Annotated in this window: 7 protein-coding genes; all 7 read left to right on the top strand. The window is 71.5% G+C overall.

What is annotated here, in order from left to right:
* The first annotated feature begins 675 nt into the window (after positions 1–675).
* The 7 genes from rpmH to ACSMXO_RS42835 all read left to right on the top strand — a co-directional run bounded on the left by rpmH (position 676) and on the right by ACSMXO_RS42835 (position 5,213).
* Positions 676–813: a 50S ribosomal protein L34 gene (rpmH, locus tag ACSMXO_RS42865; RefSeq protein ID WP_318399805.1), complete on the top strand. Its 138-nt coding sequence runs from the start codon at positions 676–678 to the stop codon at positions 811–813.
* 35 nt (positions 814–848) lie between these two features.
* A complete protein-coding gene (rnpA, locus tag ACSMXO_RS42860; RefSeq protein ID WP_346262371.1) occupies positions 849–1,283 on the top strand; it encodes a ribonuclease P protein component in 435 nt (144 codons plus the stop codon).
* Between the two features lie 26 nt (positions 1,284–1,309).
* A complete protein-coding gene (gene yidD / locus ACSMXO_RS42855; RefSeq protein WP_346262372.1) occupies positions 1,310–1,573 on the top strand; it encodes a membrane protein insertion efficiency factor YidD in 264 nt (87 codons plus the stop codon).
* Positions 1,570–2,625 (top strand): membrane protein insertase YidC, encoded by a 1,056-nt coding sequence (yidC, locus tag ACSMXO_RS42850; RefSeq protein WP_455416257.1) that lies wholly within the window; start codon positions 1,570–1,572, stop codon positions 2,623–2,625. Before yidD ends, yidC begins: the two co-directional genes overlap by 4 nt.
* A 217-nt stretch (positions 2,626–2,842) precedes the next feature.
* The gene (locus ACSMXO_RS42845) at positions 2,843–3,526 is read left to right on the top strand and encodes a Jag family protein (protein ID WP_346262374.1); all 684 of its coding nucleotides are present in this window, start codon (positions 2,843–2,845) and stop codon (positions 3,524–3,526) included.
* A 7-nt stretch (positions 3,527–3,533) separates the two neighbouring features.
* Entirely contained in the window at positions 3,534–4,457 is a 924-nt protein-coding gene (locus ACSMXO_RS42840) for a 16S rRNA (guanine(527)-N(7))-methyltransferase RsmG (RefSeq protein WP_455416256.1), read from the top strand.
* 117 nt (positions 4,458–4,574) lie between these two features.
* A complete protein-coding gene (locus ACSMXO_RS42835) occupies positions 4,575–5,213 on the top strand; it encodes an HAD family hydrolase (RefSeq protein WP_455419448.1) in 639 nt (212 codons plus the stop codon).
* Positions 5,214–6,000 lie beyond the last annotated feature (787 nt).

The following is a 6,000-nucleotide window of genomic DNA, read 5'->3' as shown; positions in this document are numbered from 1 at the left end:
CGTCGCGCCACCCCCATCGCCTCTGCGTCTCCGGCCGCCGTTGCCGTCCCGGTCGACCGTTCCAGGCTTGCTGACGTGCTCGAACAGGCACGACGCGGCGCTCGGCGGGTGCCGGCGCCGTCCACAGGTTATCCACAGCCTGTGTATCGACCGATTGTGTCGCCCGGCCGGGCGTCCGTGTCGGCTGCCCCCGGCCCGACCTGCGTTGACGCGGGTTCATCTGTCGAACGATCGACGAGCTTGTCCGGTTTTGCCCGTCAGCGGCATCCCCACCCCCTGACGCTGACGTGCAATCGGGCACGCTAACAGCGTTGTCCACAACCCTTCAACCGTCGGCGCCCCGGGGCCTTGCCGACATCAGCGAAAAACCCCGCCTGGCGGGACGGTGGTCCCGACGTCCACGCCTGTCGCCCGACAGTCCGGAGCCCCGTGCCGGCGGCGCGGCCGAGCCGGTTGCGATCATGACGTTTGACGGCCGTTGTCGGGCTGCGTAGGCTCCAACGGTTGCTCTGTCGCCCTCTGCTAGGGTGATGGGAGACTGTTGACCGCGGCCCGGCACGGGCCGTGGCTGACGCCTGGACGGCATCGACACCCGGCCGTCCCGGCGGTCGACGCCAGACAATCACACGACCCCGCTGTCGCACGACCGGGGCGTACGACGACGGAGAGCCTGACGTGAGCAAGCGCACCTTCCAGCCGAACAACCGCCGGCGCGCGAAGACCCACGGCTTCCGGCTGCGCATGCGCACCCGGGCTGGTCGCGCCATCATCTCGGCCCGCCGTGGCAAGGGTCGCACCCGCCTGTCGGCCTGACGGCTGGCAAGGCCGGTCCGGGGATGTAGGCAGTCGTGCTGGCGGCCGCACAGCGACTGCGGCGCAGCAGTGACTTCGCCGCGGCGATCCGGGGTGGGCGCCGTGCCAGTCGAGGAACCGTGGTGGTCCATCTCGATTCGGCCGGAACGCCGGCACCAACGTCTTCCCCGACGACCACGACGGCATCGGAGCCGGTTCGGAGCGCTGGTGCGGGACACGAGCCCGCGCCCGCCCGGGCCGGCTTCGTCGTGTCCAAGGCGGTGGGTGGCGCGGTGGTCCGGAACAAGGTCCGGCGCCGCCTGCGACACCTGGTCCGCGACCGGTTGCCGGGTCTGCCCCCCGGCACCACCCTGGTGGTACGCGCACTGCCCGGTGCCGCCGACGCCGCGTACGCGCGGCTCGGCACCGATCTGGACGCCGCGATCGCGGCGGCACTCGCCCCCCGGAAGTCCTCCCGGCGGTCCCGATGACGACGTCGTCCGACGGTACGTCCGAGATGACACTCGGTGCCCGAGTGCTGGCCGGAGCCATCGTCGCGTACCGTCGTTGGATAAGCCCGGCGCTGCCGGCCCGCTGTCGGTTCTACCCGTCCTGCAGCGCGTACGCCCTGGAGGCGGTCGCGCGGCATGGTGCACTCCGGGGAGCCGTCCTGGCGGTCCGGCGGCTGTTGCGCTGCCACCCCTTCCACCCCGGTGGATATGACCCGGTGCCGGAGCCGGGCGCACGCCGCCATGCCGATGTGACTGGAGCCCCGAATTGAGTCTCGACTGGATCTACTGGGCGATCTCGTGGATCCTGCTGCTGTGGCACTCCGCCTGGGACGCCATCGGAGTGTCGGCGGGGGCGGTCCTAGGCACCAACTGGTCCTGGATCCTGGCGATCATCTTCCTGGTGGTCACCCTGCGGGTGATCCTCTTCCCGATCTTCGTCAAGCAGATCAAGTCGCAGCGGGCGATGCAGGCGCTCCAGCCCCAGCTCAAAGCCCTCCAGGAGAAGCACAAGGGTGACCGGGAGACGCTCCAGAAGGAGATGATGGAGCTCTACCGGAAGGAGAAGGCGAACCCGCTGATGGGCTGCCTTCCGATCTTCCTGCAGGCTCCGGTCTTCATCGGCCTCTTCCACGTCCTCCGCCGGCTGGACCCGGCCAACCAGGGCAAGACCCGGTACGGCTGGACGATCGACCAGTTCGAGAGCGCCACCCACGCCCGGCTCTTCGACGTGCCGATCGCCGGCAAGTTCGGCTCCAGCGCGGCGGAGCTGGCCCGGCTGAACGCCAGCGGCACGTCGGTCAAGATCCTGGCCGGCGTCCTGGTGGCCATCATGATCGCCACCACCTACCTGACCAGCCGGCAGATGATCCTCAAGACCGGCTGGGCCGAGGACCCGCAGCAGCGCATGATCCAGCGGCTGATGCTCTACGGCATCCCCGCCTCACTGCTGGTCTCCGGCGCGATCTTCCCGATCGGTGTGGTCATCTACTGGGTCACCAACAACCTCTTCACCCTCGGCCAGCAGCAGTGGGTGCTGCGCAAGTACCCGCCGCCGCAGACCGCCCCCCGGCTGCCGAAGCCGGGCGAGTCCGCCCCTCGGCGTCCCACCGGAGCCGGCGGCGGCGCCGGTCGGCGGGGCACTGACTCCCGTAACCCGGTGCAGCCCGGCAAGCCGGCGAAGCCCGCCGGGCGGTTCGGGCGGTCCAAGGCCAACGGTGCGCAGCCGGAGAAGCCGGCCGTCGACACCAAGGCGCTGGCTCCCAAGCCGGGCGCCAAGCCGGTCAACCCCAAGAAGGGGCGTCCGGCGAAGCGTCAGGGTTGACGCGAGCGGCCACCGGTCGTAACTGTCGGTCGGTGGCCCGATAGGACTTCGGGCCGTGCTGCCACCAGCGCTGGCGCCGGACCGGAATCCGCCGCGCCTCGTGACGACGGGCAGCGTTGCCCGTGCAGACGTGCCCGTGGCACTCGGCGATCTCCCGCCGGGCCCGGGGAACCAGCGGGACCGTACGGTCCGGCCGAGAGAGTACGGAGATGAGACGGTGACCGACACCAGTATTCCGCGCGCCGAGCAGCCCATCGGCGACACCGACCCGGTCCTGCCGGCGGGCTCGCCCGCGGACGCCGAAACCACCGAGGCCGTTGCGGTTGCCGGAGACGTCGCGGACGCCGGTCCGGGGCAGGACGACGACGTAGACGACGAGGAGGAGGGCGACGAGGTCGAGCAGGCCAGCAACGGCGGAAAGCCGGCCGGGGCGACCAGCGACGCCGACCTGTTCCGGCAGAGCGAGATCGCCGCGGACTACGTCGAAGGGCTGCTCGACATCCTCGACTACGACGGCGACATCGACGAGCTGGTCTCCGCCGGACGACCCGTGGTCGAGGTGGTCGGCGGGCGCCTGCAGGCGCTGGTTGGGCAGCGCGGCGCCACCCTGGAGGCGCTCCAGGAGCTGACCCGGCTCGCCGTGTTCCGGCAGACCGGATCGCCCAGCCGGCTGCTGCTGGACGTCGGCGGCTACCGGGCAACCCGCCGCAAGGAGCTCTCCGCGGTGGCCAAGAACGCGGTCGAGAAGGTCAAGCAGCACGGCGAGGCCGTCCGGCTGGAGCCGATGTCCGCCTTCGAGCGCAAGTGTGTGCACGACGTGGTGAACGCCATCGCCGGGGTGGAGAGCGAGTCCGAGGGCGTCGAGCCGAACCGCCGGATCGTCGTACGCCCGGTCGACTGAGCGGTCGATGACGTACCGATCCGTTTCCGGCCCGGGTGGCGAACCGCCGCCCGGGCCGTCGGCTGTCCGGGCCGGAGGCGACAGCTCGCCGGCCGTACCGCTTCCGGCCGAACTTGCCGAGCCGGCCCGTACCCTTTTCGCGGAGCGGCTCCCGCTCGCGGCCGCGTACGCGGAACTGCTGGCCGGCCCCGGCGTTCTGCGCGGCCTGATCGGCCCCCGCGAGACGCCCCGGATCTGGGACCGGCACCTGCTCAACTGCGCCGCGGTGGCGGAACTCCTGCCGGTCGGTGCCTCGGTCGTGGACGTCGGCTCCGGTGCCGGGCTTCCGGGAATCGTCCTCGCGATCGCCCGGCCGGACCTGGCCATCACGCTGGTCGAGCCGCTGGCCCGGCGGGCGGTGTTCCTGGCCGAGGTGGTCACCGCACTCGACCTCGCGGAGACGGTGACCGTGGTCCGGGCCCGGGCGGAGGAACTTGCCGCGAGCCGGCGTGAGCGTGCCGCTCTCCGGCGGCGGCGAGCCGGCCGGAGCGGCCGGTCCAGCGGCCCGCTTCCGGTCGAGCCTGGTAGCCCGGTTCCGGTCGGGGCCGGCGGGCCGGTGGATCTGGCCAACCTCCCGGCCGAGTTGCGGGTGCCGGCCGACGTCGTGACGGCCCGGGCCGTCGCCCCGCTCGACCGGCTGGCCGGCTGGTGTCTCCCACTGGCCGTCCCCGGCGGGCGTCTGCTGGCGCTCAAGGGAGCCAGTGCCGCCGAGGAGGTGGCCGAGCACGCCGAGGCGGTACGCCGGCTCGGTGGGTCGGCACCGGTCGTCCGGCAGGCCGGCCTCGGAGTTGTCGACCCGCCGACGACCGTCGTGGAGGTGGTCCGGGAGCGCACCGGTCGACCGGCGGCCCCGGGTGCACCGGGCGGTCGGCGGGGCAGCGCGGCCCGGTAGCGACCTCACGCCGACGGGCGGCGGTGGCCGTCCACCTGCTGTGCCCCGTCGCGCGGCTTCGGGCGTACCGGTCCGGGGACTCGACGGGGAGCATGCCGGCTATACCCTGTGCCGGTGATGCTGCCCCTGCCGTCCGGCGAGTTCCGCGCGTACCTCTTCGACTGCGACGGCACCATCGCCGACTCCATGCCGCTGCACTACGTCGCCTGGCAGCAGGCGCTGGCGGAGTGGAAGTGCGACTTTCCGGAGGACCTCTTCTACGCCTGGGGCGGGCGGACGGTGGTCGACATCATCGCCACGCTCAACGAGCAACAGGGTCTCACCATGCCGCCGGAGGCGGTCGCCCGGCGCAGGGAGGAGCTCTATCGGGAGCTGCTGCCGCGCCTCACTGCAGTACCCGAGGTGCGGCAGCACATCGACCGGGCCTACCGGCGACTTCCGCTCGCCGTGGTGTCCGGCAGCACCACGGAGTCGGTCACCGCCTCCCTGAAGACGCTCGGCCTGCTGGAGAAGTTCGACGTGCTGGTCTGTGCCGAGGACTACACGATGGCCAAGCCGGACCCGGAGGGCTTTCTGCTCGCGGCGGGCCGGCTGGGCGTACCCCCGGAGTCCTGTCTGGTCTTCGAGGACACCGAGTTGGGCATCCAGGCGGCGACGGCGGCGGGGATGGCGTCGGTACGCGTACCGCAGCCCCGGCAGCGTCAAACGGCGGTCGACCGGCAGGACCCTCTTGGTGAGGCGTCGGCGGCACTTTGACGGAAACGCTTCCGCAGGTGTCGGCGATGAGCTGCCAGACCTGCTTCGATAAGCGTTGATGCAGTGGCGTTCGTCGTCGGCTGTATCCGCGGGGCGGGAGCGCGAGCCGTCGTGGCGGTTCCGATCCCACGTGGTGTGGGATCGGAGAGCGGCTCACTGGCGGGCGGGATTCCGGGAATCGGATGGCGGCCCGGGCGGCGCGTGGGTGTCCCGTCTCGGCGGTGTGGCGGGCCACAATTGTTGGTGGTCGAGCTGAGGCGTCGAATCCGCTGATCAGACCAGGTCCCCGGAGACAGATCTCCGGAACGGCGGGTTTTCATCCTGCGGACAGCCGTGGCCCTATGTGCCCAGCGGCCGTAGGCTGACCGCGCGTCGATAGTGTAGACCGGGCAGCGGGTGGCGCCTCAGGCCTTCGCTGCTTCTTGCCGGACCGCACGCTAACGCCCAAGGCGCGGGCATGGGCGCTGACCGGGCCGACACCATCCGAAGCTGGCAGGGATGACACGGTGCATGACAACGGTAGGTATGACGATCCAGAGATGACGGACTCCGGGGGCTACCACTCCGGCGGCGCCGATGTTTCACGTGAAACCGACTACGAAGGTTGGTCTGCCAGCGGCCGGGCTCGGCCGCCGGGACGGGGCGACGGCTCCGACGGCCAACCGACGGGGTATGACTCCACACCGCCACCTGGTCCGAGTCGCGGTACCGCCCGGGTCACTCCACCGCCCGGTGCACCCGGGCACGGCGGGCCGGGATACCCCCCGGTGGGTTCGCCGTTCGTGGC

The organism is Plantactinospora sp. DSM 117369, from assembly GCF_053764795.1.
This window is presented reverse-complemented; position numbering and strand designations above follow the sequence as displayed.

What these genes read in the sequence shown, in the direction of transcription:
- yidD (WP_346262372.1), top strand. Translation starts at nt 1,310, where the DNA reads ATGACACTCGGTGCCCGAGTGCTGGCCGGAGCCATCGTCGCGTACCGT.
- ACSMXO_RS42840 (WP_455416256.1), top strand. Translation starts at nt 3,534, where the DNA reads ATGACGTACCGATCCGTTTCCGGCCCGGGTGGCGAACCGCCGCCCGGG.
- ACSMXO_RS42835 (WP_455419448.1), top strand. Translation starts at nt 4,575, where the DNA reads ATGCTGCCCCTGCCGTCCGGCGAGTTCCGCGCGTACCTCTTCGACTGC.